This window comes from Kaistella palustris DSM 21579 (assembly GCF_000422265.1).
GTDB lineage: Bacteria > Bacteroidota > Bacteroidia > Flavobacteriales > Weeksellaceae > Kaistella > Kaistella palustris.
In genome coordinates this window covers 276,841-295,984 of the sequence record NZ_KE383813.1, presented here as the reverse complement: position 1 = coordinate 295,984, position 19,144 = coordinate 276,841, and the positions used below count along the sequence as shown (strand labels likewise).

16 protein-coding genes are annotated in these 19,144 nt (G+C 43.3%); 10 read left to right on the top strand and 6 right to left on the bottom strand.

What is annotated here, in order from left to right:
- The first annotated feature begins 152 nt into the window (after window positions 1-152).
- From ccsA to H562_RS0113950, 4 genes are all read left to right on the top strand, one after another.
- A complete protein-coding gene (gene ccsA / locus H562_RS0113965; protein ID WP_027378064.1) occupies window positions 153-3,515 on the top strand; it encodes a cytochrome c biogenesis protein CcsA in 3,363 nt (1,120 codons plus the stop codon).
- Between the two features lie 302 nt (window positions 3,516-3,817).
- The gene (locus H562_RS0113960; protein ID WP_027378063.1) at window positions 3,818-4,735 is read left to right on the top strand and encodes a ribonuclease Z; all 918 of its coding nucleotides are present in this window, start codon (window positions 3,818-3,820) and stop codon (window positions 4,733-4,735) included.
- Window positions 4,736-4,813: 78 nt separating this feature from the next.
- Complete coding sequence (locus H562_RS0113955) at window positions 4,814-5,578, top strand: TIGR02757 family protein (protein WP_027378062.1); 765 nt, start codon at window positions 4,814-4,816, stop codon at window positions 5,576-5,578.
- Window positions 5,579-5,603: 25 nt separating this feature from the next.
- Window positions 5,604-6,140, top strand: a complete 537-nt coding sequence (locus H562_RS0113950; protein ID WP_027378061.1) for a DUF1003 domain-containing protein — start codon at window positions 5,604-5,606, stop codon at window positions 6,138-6,140.
- On the opposite strand, the gene rsmA is transcribed toward H562_RS0113950, so the two are convergent.
- Complete coding sequence (gene rsmA, locus H562_RS0113945; protein WP_027378060.1) at window positions 6,137-6,904, bottom strand: 16S rRNA (adenine(1518)-N(6)/adenine(1519)-N(6))-dimethyltransferase RsmA; 768 nt, start codon at window positions 6,902-6,904, stop codon at window positions 6,137-6,139. The two genes, H562_RS0113950 and rsmA, sit on opposite strands and share 4 nt — an antisense overlap.
- Window positions 6,905-7,038: 134 nt before the next feature.
- Between rsmA and H562_RS0113940 the strand changes: the two genes are divergently transcribed.
- The 6 genes from H562_RS0113940 to rluF all read left to right on the top strand — a co-directional run bounded on the left by H562_RS0113940 (window position 7,039) and on the right by rluF (window position 11,381).
- Window positions 7,039-7,938: a cell division protein FtsX gene (locus tag H562_RS0113940; protein WP_027378059.1), complete on the top strand. Its 900-nt coding sequence runs from the start codon at window positions 7,039-7,041 to the stop codon at window positions 7,936-7,938.
- On the top strand, window positions 7,939-8,244 hold the full coding sequence (locus H562_RS0113935) for a DUF3098 domain-containing protein (RefSeq protein ID WP_027378058.1): 306 nt from the start codon (window positions 7,939-7,941) through the stop codon (window positions 8,242-8,244).
- A gap of 78 nt (window positions 8,245-8,322) precedes the next feature.
- On the top strand, window positions 8,323-9,135 hold the full coding sequence (locus H562_RS0113930; protein ID WP_027378057.1) for an undecaprenyl-diphosphate phosphatase: 813 nt from the start codon (window positions 8,323-8,325) through the stop codon (window positions 9,133-9,135).
- 156 nt (window positions 9,136-9,291) lie between these two features.
- Window positions 9,292-10,023: a tRNA pseudouridine(55) synthase TruB gene (truB, locus tag H562_RS0113925; protein ID WP_027378056.1), complete on the top strand. Its 732-nt coding sequence runs from the start codon at window positions 9,292-9,294 to the stop codon at window positions 10,021-10,023.
- Between the two features lie 70 nt (window positions 10,024-10,093).
- Window positions 10,094-10,678: a hypothetical protein gene (locus tag H562_RS0113920; RefSeq protein WP_156832015.1), complete on the top strand. Its 585-nt coding sequence runs from the start codon at window positions 10,094-10,096 to the stop codon at window positions 10,676-10,678.
- Window positions 10,659-11,381, top strand: coding sequence for a 23S rRNA pseudouridine(2604) synthase RluF (rluF, locus tag H562_RS0113915; protein WP_027378054.1), 723 nt, complete (start codon window positions 10,659-10,661; stop codon window positions 11,379-11,381). Before H562_RS0113920 ends, rluF begins: the two co-directional genes overlap by 20 nt.
- A 9-nt stretch (window positions 11,382-11,390) precedes the next feature.
- On the opposite strand, the gene H562_RS15235 is transcribed toward rluF, so the two are convergent.
- The 5 genes from H562_RS15235 to H562_RS0113890 form a co-directional block, all read right to left on the bottom strand.
- Complete coding sequence (locus tag H562_RS15235; protein WP_034691217.1) at window positions 11,391-11,579, bottom strand: hypothetical protein; 189 nt, start codon at window positions 11,577-11,579, stop codon at window positions 11,391-11,393.
- 74 nt (window positions 11,580-11,653) lie between these two features.
- Window positions 11,654-12,205, bottom strand: a complete 552-nt coding sequence (locus H562_RS15230; protein ID WP_034691244.1) for a DUF1003 domain-containing protein — start codon at window positions 12,203-12,205, stop codon at window positions 11,654-11,656.
- Window positions 12,206-12,264: 59 nt separating this feature from the next.
- Window positions 12,265-12,936 carry an AcvB/VirJ family lysyl-phosphatidylglycerol hydrolase gene (locus tag H562_RS0113900; RefSeq protein ID WP_027378053.1) on the bottom strand — a complete coding sequence of 224 codons (672 nt, stop codon included), beginning with the start codon at window positions 12,934-12,936 and terminating at the stop codon, window positions 12,265-12,267.
- Window positions 12,933-15,524 carry a phosphatidylglycerol lysyltransferase domain-containing protein gene (locus tag H562_RS0113895; RefSeq protein WP_027378052.1) on the bottom strand — a complete coding sequence of 864 codons (2,592 nt, stop codon included), beginning with the start codon at window positions 15,522-15,524 and terminating at the stop codon, window positions 12,933-12,935. Before H562_RS0113895 ends, H562_RS0113900 begins: the two co-directional genes overlap by 4 nt.
- Window positions 15,525-15,544: 20 nt before the next feature.
- Complete coding sequence (locus H562_RS0113890) at window positions 15,545-18,982, bottom strand: polysaccharide deacetylase family protein (RefSeq protein WP_027378051.1); 3,438 nt, start codon at window positions 18,980-18,982, stop codon at window positions 15,545-15,547.
- Window positions 18,983-19,144 lie beyond the last annotated feature (162 nt).

The window sequence follows — 19,144 nt, the reverse complement described above, 5'->3', positions numbered from 1 at the left end:
TAAACCGCGGCTATAATTATTACAAATATCGTTTGTCTTATTCGCTATTTCAGTTTATAGTATGTATTTTTGCATGCCCTTAAATTTATTCTAAATTAAAAGACTGAAATCAGAATTTTACTCATTTCAGTTAAATGAAAGTTTTGATTCCTATGAAAAAAATTCAGAATATTCTTATTTCTACGCGAACCATGGCAGTTTTGCTGCTACTTTTCGCTTTTTCTATGGCTTATGCCACCTTCCTGGAAAATGATTACGGAACCCCAACTGCCAAAGCCCTTATTTATGAGGCCAAGTGGTTTGAACTTATCATGCTGTTGCTGATCATCAACTTTATTGGGAATATTGCACGTTACCGGCTTTTCCGGCGGGAGAAATGGCCGGTCTTGGTGTTTCACCTTGCATTCGTGCTGATATTTATCGGAGGTGCGATCACGCGGTATATCAGCTATGAGGGGATGATGCATATCCGCGAAGGAGATACCTCAAACGAAGTGGTAACGGATAAAAATTTCTTTAAAATTCAGATCGAAGAAAAAGGTGATGTGCTCAATTATCAGGATGTACCGTTTACCATGATTCCCGATGAAGCGCGGGAAAAGAAACTTATTGCCAAGATTGCAGGCAAGACCTTCAAAGCCGGTTATGATTACCACGGAAAACAGATTTCTGTAAAACAGGTTCGGTATATCCAGCGGAAAAAAGACAGCCTTGTTGCGGATAATTCCGGTGCAGAATATCTGCATCTCGTCTCTACGGGCCAGACCGGTCGGGAAAATATATACATCAAACCCGGTGAGTCCAAACTGGTCAACGGAACTTTGGTCGCCTTTAACAAAGCCATTGATGGTGCGGTTGAATTTAATAATACCAACGGTACTTTACTTATAAAAACTCCTGTTGATGCTACGTTTATGACTATGGCAACGCAGGCTACGGGTGAAACCAAGAAAGATGAATACCAACCTTTGGTATTACGGAGTCTGTACAGCATAAATGATCTTAAACTGGTCGTTCCCGAAGGACTGAAAAAAGGAAAACTTATCGCTTATGAGGGTGACAGGAAAAAGGATAAAGACGTGAATGACCAGCTTACGGTTGAAGTAACGGGACCAAAAAGTAAACTGCTCGTGGATTTGCCGGTAGAAAAGGGAAATCCCAACGCCTTCAAGCAAATCACGCTCGATGGGCTGAATATTATTTTAGGCTTCGGACCAAAAATCTATAACACGCCGTTCTCTCTGAAACTGGAAAAATTCGTAATGGAAACTTACCCCGGCAGTTCGTCGCCCAGTGCGTATGAAAGCCATGTTGAGATCATTGATGGCGGAAAGCAGACGCCCTACAAAATTTATATGAACCACGTTTTAAATCATGGCGGCTACCGTTTTTTCCAGGCGAGTTTTGATCCCGACAGAAAGGGAACTGTACTGTCTGTAAACCACGATTTTTGGGGAACAATAGTTACCTATTTCGGATACACCTTCTTATTTTTAGGAATGTTCGTTACATTTTTCTGGAAAGGTTCACACTTCTGGAAACTCAACAAAAATTTAAAAGTGGTAAACAGCAAGAGGGCTGCAATGGCCGTTTTACTGTTTTTAAGCTTAAGTATAAATGCACAATACATAGACACTCATGGGACCGACGGCAGCGAGCAGAAACATTCCGCCGGCGACGGCTATGACCATGCCGGAGCTGATGCGGCTTTAATGCAGGAAGCAGCTTCGGATAAACAGACCGGGGCGCTGCCTTTGAGATCACCAAAAATGATTTCTGCCGATGAGATCATTGCGCGGAACAAGATCTCAAAAGAACATGCCGATAAATTCGGTTACCTTCTGGTTCAGAACAGAGAGGGCCGTATTGTTCCGATTAATACCCAGGCTTTAGATGTTCTGAGGAAATTATACAAAAGCGATAAATTCAAGGGCTCCGACGGAAAAAGTATGGATGTCAACCAGTGGTTTTTATCGATCAATACTGATACTGCGACCTGGACTATGGTTCCTATGATCAAAATTAATAGTGGTGGTGATGAATTGCTGAAGAAGACCAAAGCCAATGCTGAAGGCTACACTTCGCTGATGAATCTTTTCCCTGCGGATGCAACCGGCCAGCTGCATTATGTGTTGGAAGATGATTTCAGGACAGCTTTTGCCAAGAAACCTGCCGATCAGTCTAAGTATGATCTCGCGGTCATCGATTTAAATGACCGTGTTCAGGCCTTTAACGAATTTTTCAGCGGTCAGTTTTTAAGAATAGTTCCTGTAAAAAATGATCCCAACAGCACGTGGCATTCCTGGTTAGATCAAAATTTCGAGCCAGATGAAGCTTCTCAAAAAGTAATGGGCCCTTACTTCTCGAGTATTTTAGATGCGCAGCAGAATGGCGACTGGAAAAAAGCCGATGCAGAACTTGCGAAACTTTCCCAGTACCAGCAGACCTGGGGCAAAAACGTAGTGCCTTCAGAATCCAAAGTGAAGCTCGAAGTTTTTATGAATAAAGTTAACCTGAACTTCAAGCTTCTCATTTTCTACACGCTGATTGGTGGATTGCTTTTGCTGCTTGGTTTTGTGGAATTGTTTAAACCCAACAAAATCCTGAACAGGATCATCAAGGGAATTATCGCACTGGGGATCGTGGGTTATACCGCGCACTTCCTGGGTCTTATCGCCAGATGGTATTTATCCGGACACGCTCCCTGGAGCAATGGTTACGAAGCGATTATATTTATTTCTTGGGTCGGCATTTCCGCGGGCTTGATCTTCTATTTCGGATTTGGCAAACCGAGTTTCAAAAAGAAAGACAGTTCAGTAAAAATCAAACGCACCAATGTGTCAAACGCACTGATTCCCGCGGCAGGATTTATGGTTGCTGTAATTATGATGGGCTTTGCACACGGTGGCTCCGCGCTGGATCCGCAGATCACGCCGCTCGTTCCGGTGCTTAAATCGTATTGGTTAATTGTCCACGTCGCGATCATTACCTCGAGTTACGGCTTTTTTGGCTTGTCGATGGTAATCTCTGTAATTACGCTGATGTTTTACATTATCTCCAACAAAAAATCCTATCATTTCCACCACGACAGTACGCTGAAGGAACTGACCATTGTTTCCGAAATGTCTTTAACCATGGGACTTTTCGCGTTAACGGTCGGGAATTTCCTTGGCGGTATCTGGGCCAATGAATCCTGGGGCAGATACTGGAGCTGGGATCCCAAAGAAACCTGGGCTTTCATTTCCATCATGGTTTACGCATTCATTTTGCACATGAGACTAGTTCCGGGACTTCGCGGCAGATGGGCTTTCCACGTAGCCGTACTGTTCGGATACTGCTCGATGGTGATGACTTATTTCGGCGTAAATTATTATTTGAGCGGTCTGCATTCTTATGCAGCAGGTGATCCCGTACCGATTCCGGCCTGGGTTTATATTGGCATTGCCACGATTATCACGCTTTCCGCCGTATCTTTTTGGCGCCTTAAGGTCCTCAACAGACCGGATAAAAACTAAACTCAAAAGGTCCCGAATAGATTTCGGGATTTTTTTTGCCGTGCGTTCATTCTTTTTAGGAGCACCGGGATACACATTGTTCCGAAGATTGTACCCGCCCTCACTACTCGCCCTTGTTTGGTGCGGCCGCTTCCAGCGGCCGCACCAAACAAGGGGCTCAAACATGCCGTTCGGTCGGGGCTAAAACCCAGGGTATTTTTTTCCCCGAATCACTAAATTTTCTTTAAATTTGTCCCCAGCTCACCAAATTTCACTTGCGGCTTTTTTGCCCGATCGAAAAATATCCACCACATCATACCGTTTTGAGTACTTATCTTACCATCCTCGGCTTCAATTCCGCCATTCCTACCGTGAATACCGCACCTACTGCGCAGTTTTTGGATATGGAGGAGCGGGCATTTCTAATCGATTGCGGCGAGGGAACACAGGTACAGCTCCGAAAAGCAAAAGTGCGTTTCTCAAAGATCAGTCACATTTTTATCTCGCATCTGCATGGCGACCACTGTTTTGGTTTACCGGGACTTATTGCTTCCTTCCGCCTGCTGGGCCGCGAAACACCGCTGCATGTTTACGGACCGCTGGGAATAAAGGAAATGATGGAAACTATTTTCCGGCTTACAGAAACATACCGCGGTTTCGAGGTCATCTACCATGAGCTCAGCGGCAATTCATCAGAAAAAATATTTGAGGATCAGCGTATCGAGGTTTTTACTATTCCCCTAAATCACCGGATCTACTGCAACGGCTATCTCTTCCGCGAAAAGCCGAAGGAGCGCCACCTGAATATGAAGGAAATTTCAAAATATCCGGAGATTGAAACCTGCGATTATCATCATTTGAAAGCCGGCCGCGATTTTGTCCTCAGTGATGGCTATGTTCTGAAAAATGAAGTCCTCACCACGGAACCTACAAAACCGGTTTCATACGCTTTCTGCAGCGACACCAGATACTGGGAAGATGTAGTTCCCGTAATCAGAGAAGTTGATGTGCTTTATCATGAATCCACTTTTCTGCATGACCTGAAGGATATGGCAGATCACACCGGCCACACAACAGCGCTCGAAGCGGCCCGGATTGCCAGGAAAGCCAATGTCGGAAAACTTATCCTCGGGCATTTTTCCAACCGCTACAGCGATCTCTCCGTTTTCACCGAAGAGGCTCGCGAAGTATTCCCGAACACATTTCTTCCCAAGGCATTGGAGCCGGTAAAAATTGGGTAGTACAGCTCGGTGACAATTTTTGTCATCAGCCGCTTTATGAACACAAACCTTCTCTCAATTAAATTTTAAACTTTCTGCATGACTTTTTCAGACCTAAAAATTTTCCTTGACGAAAAAGCAGAATTATATAACACACCGGACTTTATTGCAAACGATCCTATTCAGATTCCACACCGCTTTACACTGAAACAGGATATCGAGATTGCAGGTTTTCTGACCGCTACCATCAGTTGGGGAAACCGCAAATCCATCATCAACGATGCTGAAAAGATGCTGCGTTTTATGGAGCATTCACCTTTTGATTTCATACGTAATGTGTCCGGTAAAGAGCTGAAACCCTTAGAAAAAATTTCCATCCACAGAACTTTCAGCGGCGGGGATTTCGCGGAATTTATAAGAAACCTGCAGCGATTGTACCGCGAGAGCGAAAGCCTGGAGAAGTTTTTCCTGCTTCGGGAAGATGAAGAAAATTTCTACCATGCACTGGAGCGCTTCCGAACAGAATTTCTGAATGATATATCGCACCGCAGCTGCAAACATGTGAGTTCTACCTATAAGAATTCCTCCGCCAAAAGACTGATTATGTTCCTGCGCTGGATGGTTCGGCAGGACAGAAAAGGTGTTGATTTTGGTTTATGGGAAAATATAGATCCGAAATATCTGTCCGTTCCGCTGGATGTACATACCGGCAACATATCGCGCAAACTGCAACTCATCCAAAGAAAACAAAACGACTGGAAAGCCGTAGTAGAAATGGATTCGGCCTTGCGGAAATTCGACCCTGCTGATCCCGCAAAATATGACTTTGCACTTTTCGGATTGGGCGTTACGGGAAGTTTTTAACTAAATTTGCCAAAATCGAGATTTCATGAGCCGCGAAAAACTTACTGAAAAAAAGGCCGAATTTCTACAGAAAGTCACCGATGGCGTGATGTGGTGGATTGGTTCTATTCCCTCGCTCATCGTGCATTCAATCGTATTTCTTGTGGCATTTTTACTGCCCGTGTTTGGTATTGTGGCGGTTGATAAAATGCTGTTGGTCCTCACCACCGTTTTGTCGCTGGAAGCGATATATCTCGCAATTTTTATTCAGATGTCAGTGAACAGAAGTCATGAGCATATTGAAGACATCCGCGAGGATATTGAAGAAATCCAGGACGATATCGAAGAGATCAGCGAGGATATTGAGGAGATCAGCGTCGACATTGATGATATTCAGGAAGACATTGAAGACATTGCCGAAGACGAAGATGATGATGACCACAATGAGCGCGCCAGAAATGTAATGCTCAAGAGCAACGTGTCTTCAAACAAAAATGAGATCCGCGCCATGCGCGATGTAATTGCAAAACTGCAGGCACAACTCCACGAACTGAAACAGGAGAATGATCTACCGAAGTCTTAAGCGTTTTTCCAGGCGTTTGTAAAAGAAATAAAATCCTGAATCGATAATTCCTCAGCACGCTTTTCCATAAACTCGTGCGTGAGCAACGCTTCCGGAATCTCAAGAACTTTTAGCGAATTCGACAGTTTTTTCCGCCTTTGACCAAAGCCTGCTTTCACGATCTTCTTGAATAAAACTTCATTTCCCGCCAGACCTTCATTGGGATTTCTGGTCAGCCGGATCACGCCGGATTTAACTTTAGGCGGCGGATTGAACACGTTTTCGTGCACCGTAAACAGGTATTCCACGTCGTAAAGCGCCTGCACCAACACCGAGAGAATTCCATACGCTTTTGTACGCGGAACCGCCGCGGTACGTTCTGCAACTTCTTTCTGGAACATTCCCACCATTTCGGGTACATCTTCGTAATAATCAATAATTTTAAATAAGATTTGCGACGAAATATTGTACGGGAAATTGCCGATCACTGCAATCTGAGCCTGAAAGACTTCTGAAATATTCAGTTTCAGGAAATCACCCAGAATACGATCCTCCTGCAGTGCGCTGTAATTTTTTTTAAGGTAGGCGACCGACTCTGTATCTACTTCTGCCACATATATTTCCGCGTGTTTTTCCAGCAGATATTTAGTCAGTACGCCCATTCCGGGACCCACTTCCAGGACTTTTCCATAGTTTGAAAAACTAAGCGATTCTACAATTTTTTGGGCAATATTTTCGTCGGCCAGGAAATGTTGGCCCAGATGTTTTTTGGCTCTTACGCTCATGTTTTCACAAATCTTGTTTTCGGGTAGAAAGCCTTTGGAAAAGACATTTCTTATATTTTTTTTAACACCTATTTATTGGCATTGCCGGCAAATTACGGAAGATTTTTTCTATTTTAGCAGAAATTTTTTATTTCATGGCAAAGACAGTTGAGGATTTTAACAAAAGGCGGCTGCGCTCCAGCAACATTACCGTAATCATCAGTATCGCTCTGGTACTTTTTTTATTGGGATTAATGGGGCTGATTCTCATCAACGCACAGAAATATTCCGATTATATCAAGGAGCAATTGGTAGTAAACGCCTATTTTGATGAAAACTTCGATGTGAAGGATTCGGCGAAAACCGTAAAAATGGAGCGCGAAACTTTTGAAAAGATCCAGAAACTCACACCCGTAAAACGCGCGACATACATCACCCGCGAAATGGCTGCCGATGAAGCCAAGAAAAGTATGGGAATCGAAACCAGCGCCCTTTTCGAGGAAAATATTTTCCCCTCTTCCGTAGAAGTGGCCCTGAAACCCGAATATGTAGATCCTGCGCGTATCGATGAAGCCATCAAGCAGATTAAATCCACACCCGGAATTGTAGATGTAAAAAACAACAGCACGCTCATGGTCGAGGTTTATAATAACCTGAACAATATTCTGAAATGGATTTTGGGCTTCTCGCTTTTATTCCTGGTTTTGGCAATTGTCCTCATTAATAATTCCATACGTCTGAAAATTTTCTCCAAAAGATTTATTATAAAAACCATGCAGCTCGTAGGCGCAAAACGCCGGTTTATCCTGAAACCGTTCATCAAAGAAGCGGTAATTCTGGGTGTTATTGGCGCGGTCCTGGGACTTGCGGTACTTTTTGGCGCCTGGTATTATTTCATCACGCAGATCGGAACGCCCTTTGCGCAGGATGATAACCAACTTATCTTGCTCGTGGTGGGAATTTTCCTGCTGGGGATTTTTATCACCGTTTTCAGTACTATCTTTGCAACCTGGCGCTTCCTGCGTTCTAATGTAGACGATTTATATTACAGCTAAATGAGCAAAAAGAATAAAAATTTCTCCGCCGATAATATCGGTAAGAAACAGGTGGATACTCCGCCGCAGCCGGGTTTCTACTTTGGTAAACAGAATTACAGACTCATGCAGATCGGCCTGGTGCTCATCGTTCTCGGTTTTCTGCTGATGATGGGCCCGGACGCCAATACAGTTGATGGGAAATTCGACCCTAATTCGTGGAATGGGGGAATTTTCTCTATCCGCAGGATCAGAATTGCACCTTTGCTTGTAATCGCAGGTTTTGTGGTCGAAGTTTTTGCTATTCTCAAAAGAAACAAAGCGTAAAATTAAACACGCAGCAACATACCACTTTGTCAAAGTTTCGCACTTTGCCAAAGTTTTTTTTAATCTCAGACATACAAAATGGATTTAATTCAAGCGATCATCATCGCCATTATCGAAGGTTTAACCGAGTTTTTGCCGGTCTCATCCACAGCGCACATGATTTTTACAAGTTCCATCTTCGGCATTCAGGAAGATGAGTTTGTGAAGATGTTTCAGGTTTCGATTCAGTTCGGTGCCATTCTCGCCGTGGTTTTTCTGTACTGGAAAAAGTTTTTCGATTTCAAAAACCTCAGTTTTTATTACAAACTTGCGATAGCCGTAATTCCGGCTTTGGTCCTGGGCAAGCTTTTCGATGACAGGATTGAAGCAGTTTTGGGCGATCCCGTTCCCATCGCCATCGTACTTATAATCGGCGGTATCGTGCTTTTATTTATTGATAAAGTTTTCAAAAACCCCGTCATTAATGATGAAAAGGAAGTTTCTTACAAAAGTGCGTTGGTCATCGGTTTCTGGCAGTGTCTCGCCATGATGCCGGGAACAAGCCGCAGTGCCGCTTCAATCATCGGTGGAATGCAGCAAAAACTCACGCGCAAGGCGGCCGCTGAATTTTCATTTTTTCTCGCTGTTCCAACCATGCTTGCGGTTACCGTGTATTCACTTGTGCTGAAAGACTGGAATCATGCCGGCGCCTCGCAGAAAGGTTACGAACTTTTGATGCAGGACAATAACCTGATGCTGTTTCTTATGGGAAACCTCATTGCGTTTGTAGTGGCAGTTTTGGCGATTAAATTCTTCATCGGTGTGCTTACAAAATACGGTTTTAAGCCCTGGGGTTGGTACCGGATCATAGTGGGAATTATTTTGCTGATCTATTTTACGCAGTTTAAATAAGTTATTTAATGTGGCAGAAAACGGAGCAGTGATGTTGCTTTTTTTATGGCAGCTTTTTCCGCCCTCCGTTCCCGCTTCCCGCGCCGCCTGCGGCGCGGGAGAGCTCCACTCAGGTCGGGCTGCAGAGCCTTTATCTTTACCAATTTTGTTTTTAAAATGACCGATACAGATTTTTTACAGGGCCAGATCATCCTTCTCGACAAACCTTTGGACTGGACGAGCTTTCAGGCAGTAAATAAACTGAAGTACAAACTGAAGAGGGAATTTAACCTGCCAAAAAAATTTAAGATCGGACACGCCGGAACACTCGATCCGCGCGCTACGGGATTGCTCATAGTCTGCACCGGCAAATTCACCAAAATAATTCCCGAAATCCAGGATGCGCCCAAAGAATATCTGACCGAGATAAAGATCGGCGTACAGACCGAATCCTATGATACCGAAAAACCAGAAATCCTTCACCGTGATATTTCGCTTATTACAGAAGAAAATATTCAGGAGACATTAAGCAGATTTCTCGGCGAGATCGACCAGAAACCACCGGTCTTTTCTGCCATAAAAATCGACGGAAACCGCGCTTACGACCTTGCGCGCGCCGGCAAAGACGTAGAAATGAAATCCCGGAAGACCACCATTAATTATATAAAAGATGTAGAAGTTGATCTGCCGTTCATAGGCTTTACTGTTGGCTGCTCCAAGGGAACATATATCCGGAGTTTAGCCCACGACATTGGTCAGGAGCTTGGTGTTGGTGCTTATCTTACCAATCTGCGCCGGACAAAGATCGGTGAATATACTATAGAAAATGGCAGTTCAGATTATTTAAATGACGACTACCGTTTCGCCGATTTCAACAAAGACCTTTCCCAGAATAACAGCGAATCGTAACTATACTTTCAGTAATCGTTTGTTTCGTTCAGAACAAGACAGTTGGTTCCGATATCCTTTAAAAAAATATATGAAAAAAATTACCTTATTGTTTTTATTAATGTCAATATTGGCTTTTGGTCAGAAGCTGAAAAGACCGGCAATGGGTTTTTATTTTTCGCCGGAAGTGAGTGCAGGTTTTAACTTGTCAAATATCATTAAAAGTAACCGCGACAAAGAAACCGATCCCAATTATATTTACAATAATAATTATCCCAACGATTTCTCTTACGGCGTTTCGGCAGTTGCCGGTTATAATTTTATTCCAAATTTAGCTTTAGGTGGTGGTTTGAAATATACATACACTGCTGATAATTTCCATACTTTTTACGCAGTTATTCAGCCCAAAATCCTGTTCAACCTTGACGACGATCCCTATTTCGTGGATCTGACTTATGGTTTTCAGCTTAATGATTCTGCGGTCAACAATGCAGATTTTTGGGGTGTGAAAGCAGGAACTTTATTATCTTTCAGCAAGCGGCTCAGCCAGCAGGCCGGGTTTTATCTGGAAGGTCAGCAGTTGGGAAATACGGGCGTGGTTTTTGTCGGTGCGTTTTACGGTATCACTTTGTTCAGCAATAAGAATTATAACAAATATGGAAAAGACACGGATTAATAAATACCTTTCGGAAGTGGGTTACTGCTCGCGCAGAGAAGCTGACCGGCTTCTGGAGCAGGGCAGGATTACCATCAACGGAGTGGTTCCGGAACTGGGAACCAAAGTTTCCGACGAAGACGAAATTTTCGTCGATGGAAATTCCATTAGAAAAACCGAGGAAAAACATGTGTATATTGTTCTGAACAAACCTGTAGGAATAGTCTGTACCACCGATACGAAACGCGAGCGCGATAATATCGTAGAATTCATTAACCACCCGAAAAGGATTTTTCCTATCGGCAGACTGGATAAACCCAGTGAAGGTCTGATCCTGCTGACTTCCGACGGTGATATTGTAAATAAAATCCTGCGTGCCCGAAATAATCATGAGAAGGAATATATTGTACGGGTAAACCATCCGATCACACCCAAATTTCTTCATGAAATGCGCAGTGGAGTTCCAATTTTGGGAACGGTAACCAAAAAATGTGAAGTGGAACAGATCGATGCCTTAAGTTTTAGAATTGTGTTAACACAGGGTCTCAACCGCCAGATCCGCCGGATGTGCGAATTTTTAGGCTATGAAGTGAAGAAGCTGAAACGAATCCGAATCATGAACATCAAACTGGATCTGCCGGTCGGCAAATGGCGCGACCTCACCGAAAAGGAAATGCAGGAACTGGAAAATTTACTGGAAGATTCTGAAAAAACAGTGGAATAGGGAACGTTCTTAATCCGCCGAACTTGCCGCTAATTCCGTGCAGCGTTTTTTATATTTCCGGTAGAGGAAAAATAAATATATTGTGATTGCGGGATGCAGAACAACAAAGAGCAGCACATTCAGCTGCTGATAAGTAATGCCCAGCGCGTTGCTCATAAGCTGCATGATCTTTACGCAAATCCAGAAAATCTGTTCCATAAATGATGTTTATTTTGAAGGTAATTCTTTAAATAAAAATAAAAAAAATTTTCCGTCTCAACTAACTTTAAATTTCAGATCTTTCCCATCACCTTTAATTTGCGGTTCATTTCCTCCAGAAGTTGTAGCTGTTTTTGCTGAATGTCGCACAGGTTTTTATACTGGTCAACGATGGAAAGGTCTACTTTCTCGTGCAGGTTGCGGATCTCGATCTCGGATTTTAAATTGATCATGTAATCATTCACGGCTCTTTTGCGGTCTTTAGCTTCCTTTCGGTTTTGGCTCATCATGATGATCGGTGCCTGAATAGCGGCGATGCAGGACAGAATCAAGTTCAGCAAAATATAGGGATACGGATCGAAACTTGTGTTGTGCATGACCTCAGTGTTAAACACAATCCAAAGCATTAGGCCAAGTGCGAAAATAATAATGAATTTCCAGCTGCCACCAAACTGTGCAACTCTGTCGGATAGTATTTCGCCGGTCGTGCGGCTTTCATCATCTTCGGCAACTGTGGAGGTGATTAGCGTTTCTTCTTCAATGGCTTTTTCTATGATCGCATGCAGTTTGTGCAGCTGTTCATTTTCATTCTTGAGCAGATCCAGCACGTATTTTTTATTTCTCATGATCTGTGTTTTTAATGGTTTTTTGCCGGCAGCGTTTTTATTTATTATGAAATCATTAATCAAAAATATTTCACCAGTGCATCGGCGAGCATCTTTGTATTTCCATTATACTGATGATTTCCCGCGAGGTGCAGGAAGTTATATTTTTTTAATGTAATTTCCTGCATCGGAAAATGTAACTTCTCGAAATCGCTGACTACCACAGTTACCGGAACACCTTTCAGGCGGTTGATCTCCGAAATTACGCTGAATCCATATTCCTTTTCTCCGGTGACATATTCCTGTAAATGAATTTCAAAATCGTTGACTTTTGAGGGTCCTACAATGATCAGACTGCTGATGTTCTTTTGAAAATCCGGGTCAAAACGGTTGTAAATAAAAGGTACCACATCTGCACCGTAAGAATAGCCGATAAGAATTATTTTTTTATTTTTCCGGTTTTTGATGAGCTCTTTCAGGAATATTTCGGTGTCGGCAGAGGCGCCCGCCGGCGTACGTTTTTTCCAGAAATATTTCTTACTGTTCAGCGCAAAAACATCATAACCGAACCGGTGAAGTTCCTGCGAAAGTGATTTCGAAAAGGTGTTGAAACCACCGTCGCCGCTCACGTAAAAAATGACCGGCTTCGTGCTGTTACCGTTCCACGACGATACAGGAAACGGATCTGACGTTTTGCAGGAAATTAAAATAAGCAGCGAACTGACGCCGAGAAACTGCGCAAACTTTTTCATGTCGGTTTTGTAATTTTGTTTAAGGCAGCCGGAATCTGCAGTAAGTCGAAATCGCTGCCATACACCAGGTATTTGTTTTCCCAGCGGTCAGTATATTTTTCCTTAAAATCGCGCAGGTTTTGGTAATGCCTGAAACTGCCGATACGGTTGTATACAAATTTCAGTATTTCCTCTGCGGTGTTGTCTGGCTGTTTCAGGCCGCCCAAAGGAGTCAGCCCAAGATTAATGTACTGCAGATTTTTGGATTTCGCATAAGAAACCAGTTTCACGATCATCGCATCCATGCTTCCGTTTGGCGCGTTAACCGTTTTGCGGATCAGGTCGTAAGTACATTCCTCGGGCGCAAAATCCGGAATGATATTAAGAAAAGCTTCAAACTTTCCTTCAGGATTTTTAATGACGATCAGGTCCTGATTCGCGATCTCTGCGCGGTCAAACATTCCCTGAGAAAATACCATTTCCTCTTTGTTGAATTCCTTTAGCCATTCATCGGAAATACGTTGGATTTCATTGAGGATTGGCGCCGTGTGCGGACTGTACAAAATTTCTGCTTCATATCCTTTTTTAGCCAAAGCATTCAGCCCGTTTCTCAGCGATTTCCTTTCTTTCCCTTCGAGTTTGAAAGTTGCTGTGTTCATAATCGCTTCCTGACCTATGAATAATTTTTGCTTTTTAAAGGGTTTAAAAAGATACAGACTTTCTTCATCCACACGGTAATACACCGATTTTAAACCGTGACTGCGGCAGTAATCTTCAAACTCTTCAATGATTTCTGCTTTGTTTTCTTCTGCGCAAACCGGTTCCTCGAGCACGAAGGCAAAATGATTTGCGATGCGGTAAGCCACAAAACCTTCGGCGACATCGGAAAAATAAAACTGTTTATCTTTTGCCGTTTTAAAGAAATCCAGTGCCGACGTTCCATAGTTGCTGACCAGATTTCGGGCTTCTGCAAAATCACCGGAATTTTCTTCTGAACTTACCAGTTTGCGGACATTAAAAAGTGAAAAAATAAGAAGCAGCCAGGAAATAATTCCCAGGAAATAATTGATGTACTCAAAGTCACGTGCAAAACCTGTTTTCGGATGCAGGCCGCTGTCCTGAAAAAGCAGGAAACTGTGCAGCGTGTAATAAAGCGACTCGCTCCAGGTAAAATCGATACCGAAATGCCGCTCATCAATAAAATAAAAACTGAGGAAATTAAAAATGACCACGGCGCATAAAAGTCCCAACAACCAGGAGAAACCACGTTTTAAATATTTCCGGTTTGTCTGTAATACATATTCTTTACGGCTGATGACCAGCATGAAAATAATGACCAGCGCAGCGATAGCCTCTTCATAATCTAGCGCCTTAATGATATTTCCAAAAAAAGAAATAATGGCCAAAATCAGCGCAAAATACCACACCCTTTTTAAGCCGCGCAAAAGGTAGGCCGATGAAACGATAAGCAGAATACCCGCAATTAAAGTGAGTATTTTGGAAAGATGCATTATATTTTCCGAGAGATAGGTTTTACTGATGATCAGTCTTTCTGCGAGCGGCGGCGTGATCACCGAGATAATGTTGATTAAACCCAACACAAAAATCGCAATTGCAGGCAAAATCCGTGCGATGATTTTGCGCCCTTTCCACACAAATGCCACAATCCCCAACAGCAGAGGAAGCCAAAATTCAAAGATCCTGTACAGCAAAGTGATTCCTAACCCCTGACTGTGAGAAAAGCCGAAATTTGCCAGAATGAAAATAAGACTGAATTCTACCGCGCCCAAACCTCTTAAAAAAGGGGAAACCAGCATGAGCAATACAGAAATTGTATAACCGACCGCCGCGGCCGGAAATGAACCGGCGGCACCAAAAGCAAGCATTGCGATCAGTAAATGAAAAATTCCGCAGAATTCTATAAGTGTGGAAATAATGATTGTGAGGTAAAAATATTTCCTATCGATCTCGCCACCAAAAAACCCGTCAACTTTAATTATCTTTTTTGGGAAATGTTTTTCTGCAAAACTATAGATAAAACCTTTTGCCCTTAGTGAGTTTACAAGCCCGAAGACCGCGGCGATAAAGATGCCTGTTCCCGCCAGCCAGATCCAGGAATTGCCAAAATTTTTATGGGCAAAAGCGGCATAACCAACGACCGGAATGCCCACAAGAAAAACAGTCACAATGCCTGTAAAACCGTAAATCGCGCTGGCCCTGTGAATGCTGTTCTTATCAAAGTTCTTGCGCTTGAGCTGCCGCGGCGTGTATGCCAGCGAACTTATTCCGCCAGCCGGCAGAAAGACGCTGAGGAAATTTCTTTTCAGGAACAGTTCCAGTGCATCTGTAGTTTTCAGTTTTACACCAACTGCCCGAAAAGCGGTAATATACATCACGCACTGCAGAAATACGTAAAGCAGTGTGAGCAGAATTCCCACCGTGATCCAGAATGGTTTTGCATGATGCAGCTGCGGCAGGATCGAGGACATTTCTTTCCTTTCGCTGCGGAAGAATACAAACGCCAGAAATAAAATGAGAATAGCAAGAAGTTCCTGCCAGCGGATCTTCGTGAGAATTTTTTTAAAAGATAAAATTATATTGTCCGCCATTTGACTTGAAAATCTCTAAGTTACGCAGTTTTCACATTTCCCGTACGTTTCAGAACACCCCAGTTCTGGATTTCTCCTTTAACGGCTTTCCGGATAGATTTAAAGAGTATATAGTACATCAGCTGACGATAGATCACGCGCTGCGGAATCATCCAGATGAGTTTGCCGAAATTTTCTTTTTCAAATGCAAAGGCTACTGCCGCACCCAGAATATCGACCAACGAAAAAATAATGTAATACAGGATAATGTGGTACGGATCGGCGACTATCAGTCCCAATCCCGACAGGATAAGACTTACCACCAACAGCAGGTCCGCAAGCGGCGCCAGAAACGGAAGTAAGATCTGATAGAGCAGTATATTAGGCAAAGCAATCCTGCCGAAGTTTTTGTATTTTTTTCTGAAAATAGCATCGCGGTGTTTCCAGAAACTTTGCAGGATTCCAAAACTCCAGCGGAACCTCTGTTTCAAAAACTGCCCGATGGTTTCCGGCGCCTCGGTGTACGAAATCGCCTCATTACACTGTTCGATGATATAACCCAGTTTGTGCAAACGCATGGTTAAGTCACAATCTTCCGCCAAAGTATCGGTCGTAAATCCGCCGGCTTCCAAAACCGCTTTTCGGCGGAAAGCGCCTAAGGCACCCGGAATCACGGTGATGCAGTTTAATAAAGAAAAGGCGCGGCGGTCAAAATTCTGGGAGGTAATATATTCAATGCTCTGCCATTTTGTAATCATATTGATCTCGTTGCCCACTTTTACATTTCCTGCCACTGCACCCACTTCTGCAGGTCGGCCGTGCAGATAAAAGGTTTTCATCAGTTGCGATACAGCATCGGTTTTCAGTTGGGTATCCGCATCGATACACACGATAAATTCAGCATTGGTTTTTGATATTCCGAAATTGAGTGCAGAAGCTTTGCCGCCATTTGCTTTGGTAAACACTTTAACTTTCTCATTTTTTAAAAAAGCATTTTTTACATTTTCAAAAGTCCGGTCGCTACTGCCGTCATCTACAAACACAATATTGAGGTTTTCGAAATCCTGGTTCAGTAATGAATTAACGGTTCTAACCGCGTTTACTTCTTCATTATAAGCCGGAACAATGATGCTGACCTCTAAGTTTCGGCGAATACCGTGAGAATCTGCCCGCAGTTTTTTTTCTCTTTTTGTCTGCAGCCACGCGAGGATCCCCATAAATATCATTCTTCCCACCGACAGAATAATGCCGATCAGAAAAAGCGAATAAATGATCTGTCCGAGCCAGTAACTCGCTGAGGCGAAGAAAAAATTCAGATCATTTTTCCAGCTTCTCTGCACGGGCGGCATGAGTTCGCTTTCCGGCACTTTCATTAAATCTGCAACAGTGGTGAATTTACAGCCTTTGTCTTTAAAATATTTAATGATTCTTGGCAGCGCATCCACAGTCGGCTGCCGCGTATCACCACCGGAATCGTGGAGCAGAATGATACTTGCATTATTTTGAGTCGCAAAGCGAATGGTTCGGTTTACAATGGAATCACCATTCATTTTCGGATTCCAGTCGTTGGGATCTATGCTTTCGCCGATCGCAATATAATTATCGCGTTTACTTTGCACCAACGGTTCCAGTTCTTCATAAGTCTGTGGCTCAGAATCGGCATTATAGGGTGCGCGGAAAAGTACAGTTGATTTGCCCGTAATGCACTCGATCAGTGAACGTGTGGTTTTCAGTTCCAAAGCCGCGCGTTCAGGAGACATTTTTGCTAAATTTCCGTGAGTGAAAGTATGGTTTCCGATTTCGAAACCGTCGCGGTTAATTCGCTGAACCAACGGAATGTTGGCTTCTGCGTTTTCACCGATCAGAAAGAAGGTGGCCGGAACCCTTTCTTTTTCCAGTATCCGGAGGATCTTGGGTGTAAACTCCGCGCTTGGCCCATCATCAAAAGTCAGAATAATTTTATGGCCCGGGCCGATCCTTGAACTGTCTTCCGCAAATTTTTCATATAGAAAACCCGAAGGTAACTGTGCGTAGCTTTCCGAGGAAATTAAATTTTCATTTTTATCGGTTTGAATTTTGGTGCGTCCCTGTTCCGGCGAGTAGAGAATATTGATGATCTCGCCACTTCCGATGGCGGTTGGTTTCGTATTGAAGTTAGGCGGCATCATTTCCAGCAGCGTGTAACTGAAAGGATTTTTCTGCAGGCTCTCTGTGCTCAGGTCGCGCGCATAGAAAGACCATATCCGCGGATCCTCGCTGCCAAGTCGCCAAAGCGCGGTTCCCGCATTCCGGTAATCATCCGAAAATCTCAAAATATTATACGCGGTCGCGGCATCAGTAAACCAAACGCTGTTTTTTGAGGAAGGTTCATCATCACTTCCTTCAAAATCATAGGCATAATGAAGGTTGTAAGAATTTTCATCAAAAGTGATCGTTGACTTCGAAATTTTTGCGCGGTCGATGACCTGGCTGTATGTCAGATCTTCGGTCCGGGTGCCGTTTTCATCGGTGATCCATTGGCGGCCGTACGCGCCTAAACCAAGGATCAGTTTTTCGGCAGGTATGTCTTTTGCGATCTGATCCAGTTGTTTCTCGATCCATTTCTGTTCACTCACAGGGCCGGCCTGCGAACTGTCATTAAATTCATCGTACGCCATCACGATGAAATAATCGGTGTAATTTTTTAAATAATTATGATCGTAATCTGAATTATCAGCCATGATGTCGATCGACACAGTCAGTCCGTTATTTTTGAACTGTGTGTAAAGATTTTTCATGAAAGCGTTTAAAAATTCATCGGAATTCTCATTCATTTCCTCAAAATCGATATTGATTCCCTGGAGCTGATTTGCTTTTAAAGTATTGATGATCTGTGCAATAAGTCTGTTCTGTATTTTTTTGTCGTGCAAAACAGTATGCAGCAGTTCGCCGCTGAAGTTTCCCTGGCTGCCCCTGGCTGAAATGAAATTGTTCAGGATCGGCTGAATACTCAGTTTATGGTGTTTCATGACTGACAGTGCTTCCGCATCTATGCGGGAATCGAGTTGAAAAGTCTTTGGATTAATAAAAAACCATTCCGGATAAATCGTGTTCAGTTTGTCGCCGTTGGTACGCAGGTCGTAAAGCGAAAGTGGTGACCATGGCACATAAAACGCTCCGCGAATCAGGCGGGCATTTACCATGTTTGTTCCGGCTTTTTCGGCGCTGATTTTCTTCTGGAGAAAATCTTTGAATCCTTTGAATTTTTTATTCAGCGGCGTGGTTAAAGTGAATTTGTTATCGGGATTTATTTTAGACTGAAACAGTTTGCCAACCGAATTCATCTGCGGCATCGAAGGATTTTTTCCCCTGGCAACTGCAATTCCCACTACAATTAAAATAAAAAGAAGAACAGAAGCTACGAGACGGATGCTCCACTGCGTGAGTCTGTAGCGCTTGGCGCTGTTCGTTTGAAATACCTGTCTGGAATCTTGCGGCATTCTTGATTTAATTAAGAAGCAAAGGTAAATTAGTTTGCAGGTTCATTTTATTTTCGGAATCTTAAAATTTTATTAAATTTTTACTGCGTAGAAACCGCGAAACCCGCGTGCAAGCCTTTAATTTACGGCTTTGCGGCAGAACTGAGGGCGTGGAAAATATTA

Excerpts from the sequence above, each read along its gene's own strand:
- H562_RS0113940 (WP_027378059.1), top strand. The coding sequence starts at position 7,039 with ATGGCAAAGACAGTTGAGGATTTTAACAAAAGGCGGCTGCGCTCCAGC.
- ccsA (WP_027378064.1), top strand. The coding sequence starts at position 153 with ATGAAAAAAATTCAGAATATTCTTATTTCTACGCGAACCATGGCAGTT.
- H562_RS0113900 (WP_027378053.1), bottom strand. The coding sequence starts at position 12,936 with ATGAAAAAGTTTGCGCAGTTTCTCGGCGTCAGTTCGCTGCTTATTTTA.
- rluF (WP_027378054.1), top strand. The coding sequence starts at position 10,659 with ATGGAAAAGACACGGATTAATAAATACCTTTCGGAAGTGGGTTACTGC.
- H562_RS0113895 (WP_027378052.1), bottom strand. The coding sequence starts at position 15,524 with ATGGCGGACAATATAATTTTATCTTTTAAAAAAATTCTCACGAAGATC.
- H562_RS0113930 (WP_027378057.1), top strand. The coding sequence starts at position 8,323 with ATGGATTTAATTCAAGCGATCATCATCGCCATTATCGAAGGTTTAACC.
- truB (WP_027378056.1), top strand. The coding sequence starts at position 9,292 with ATGACCGATACAGATTTTTTACAGGGCCAGATCATCCTTCTCGACAAA.
- H562_RS15230 (WP_034691244.1), bottom strand. The coding sequence starts at position 12,205 with ATGAGAAATAAAAAATACGTGCTGGATCTGCTCAAGAATGAAAATGAA.
- H562_RS15235 (WP_034691217.1), bottom strand. The coding sequence starts at position 11,579 with ATGGAACAGATTTTCTGGATTTGCGTAAAGATCATGCAGCTTATGAGC.
- H562_RS0113950 (WP_027378061.1), top strand. The coding sequence starts at position 5,604 with ATGAGCCGCGAAAAACTTACTGAAAAAAAGGCCGAATTTCTACAGAAA.
- H562_RS0113920 (WP_156832015.1), top strand. The coding sequence starts at position 10,094 with ATGAAAAAAATTACCTTATTGTTTTTATTAATGTCAATATTGGCTTTT.
- H562_RS0113935 (WP_027378058.1), top strand. The coding sequence starts at position 7,939 with ATGAGCAAAAAGAATAAAAATTTCTCCGCCGATAATATCGGTAAGAAA.
- H562_RS0113890 (WP_027378051.1), bottom strand. The coding sequence starts at position 18,982 with ATGCCGCAAGATTCCAGACAGGTATTTCAAACGAACAGCGCCAAGCGC.
- rsmA (WP_027378060.1), bottom strand. The coding sequence starts at position 6,904 with ATGAGCGTAAGAGCCAAAAAACATCTGGGCCAACATTTCCTGGCCGAC.
- H562_RS0113955 (WP_027378062.1), top strand. The coding sequence starts at position 4,814 with ATGACTTTTTCAGACCTAAAAATTTTCCTTGACGAAAAAGCAGAATTA.